This is a genomic window from Bacillus sp. Marseille-Q3570, assembly GCF_946151055.1.
Classification (GTDB): domain Bacteria; phylum Bacillota; class Bacilli; order Bacillales; family Fictibacillaceae; genus Pseudalkalibacillus.
In genome coordinates this window covers 1-1,055 of sequence record NZ_CAMGYZ010000045.1, presented here as the reverse complement: position 1 = coordinate 1,055, position 1,055 = coordinate 1, and the positions used below count along the sequence as shown (strand labels likewise).

General features: G+C 45.6%; 1 protein-coding gene and 1 tRNA gene. Both read left to right on the top strand.

Features of this window, described 5'->3' with window-relative positions:
• The first annotated feature begins 8 nt into the window (after positions 1-8).
• A tRNA-Asn gene (locus N8M93_RS22675) sits at positions 9-76 on the top strand.
• Between the two features lie 559 nt (positions 77-635).
• A partial coding sequence (locus tag N8M93_RS22670) for a reverse transcriptase domain-containing protein (RefSeq protein WP_261134903.1) occupies positions 636-1,055 on the top strand: 420 nt, incomplete at its 3' end.

The following is a 1,055-nucleotide window of genomic DNA, read 5'->3' as shown; positions in this document are numbered from 1 at the left end:
GTATTCCTCGGTAGCTCAGCGGTAGAGCATTCGACTGTTAATCGAATGGTCGCTGGTTCGAATCCAGTCATCCCGACTGATGAAAATGAAGGAGTTAAGTGATAAACTTAACTCCTTTGTTATGTGTGTCGGGCATGACACTAACCTAACTGGTTCAACTCCAGTCGCAGGTATTTACCGCCAAGCGAAGCGAATGGCAAGTCGTTGACAGTAATGTCAAGGATGAAGGAAGCCAATAGCGAGACTATCGAGCCTACGAACAGAAACTTGGTATAAGGCTAAATGGGAATGGATAAGACTGCATAACAAGTTGAAGTCCGAATGGTAAACGTATTCCCCAAGACAGTAAACCAAGAGGTTGTGAAGTCGGCAGGTTAGTGCCTTACCCCGAGATGCCCATCCAGCGTGTCAACACACGTGCGATAAAAAGTTTATGGGTGGGAGTCAGCTGAGTCCATAGTAGGTGTCTCACCAATACCGAAGGGACTAATGTATATATAGTGCAAATCGCTGTAAGCAATGCGTTGATAGTTCGGATGTGAGGTATGACGGATATGAAAGAACCGTAATCTTTCAATGTCGGAAGTAACGAGAACGTTTCATCGTAAATTTACAAGCAGAACGAAAAGCAGCAAATGGAATTAGTAAACGAGATTGTAGAAGCAAGAAACTTCTGGGAAGCCTGGATGTCTGTCAGGCGCAACAAAGGTGCTGCCGGCATAGATAAGATGTCGGTAGATGTACTTGACGTGTATATGCCCCAGCATATGGATGAGATAAAGCTGTCCATATGTCGAAAGCAATACAAGCCATCCCCCGTAAGACGTGTATTTATCCCCAAACCCAATGGAAAGCAACGTCCCTTGGGCATCCCTACAGTAGTAGGCCGTGTGGTGCAACAAGCGACTGCCCAAGTGCTAACCCGCATCTATGAACCACTGTTCAGTGAGCATAGTTATGGCTTCAGACCGAATCGCAGTTGCCATCAGGCAATAAATCAAGCATTGGTCTACTTGAATGCAGGGTATGAATGGGTAGTGGACTTTGATATAGAG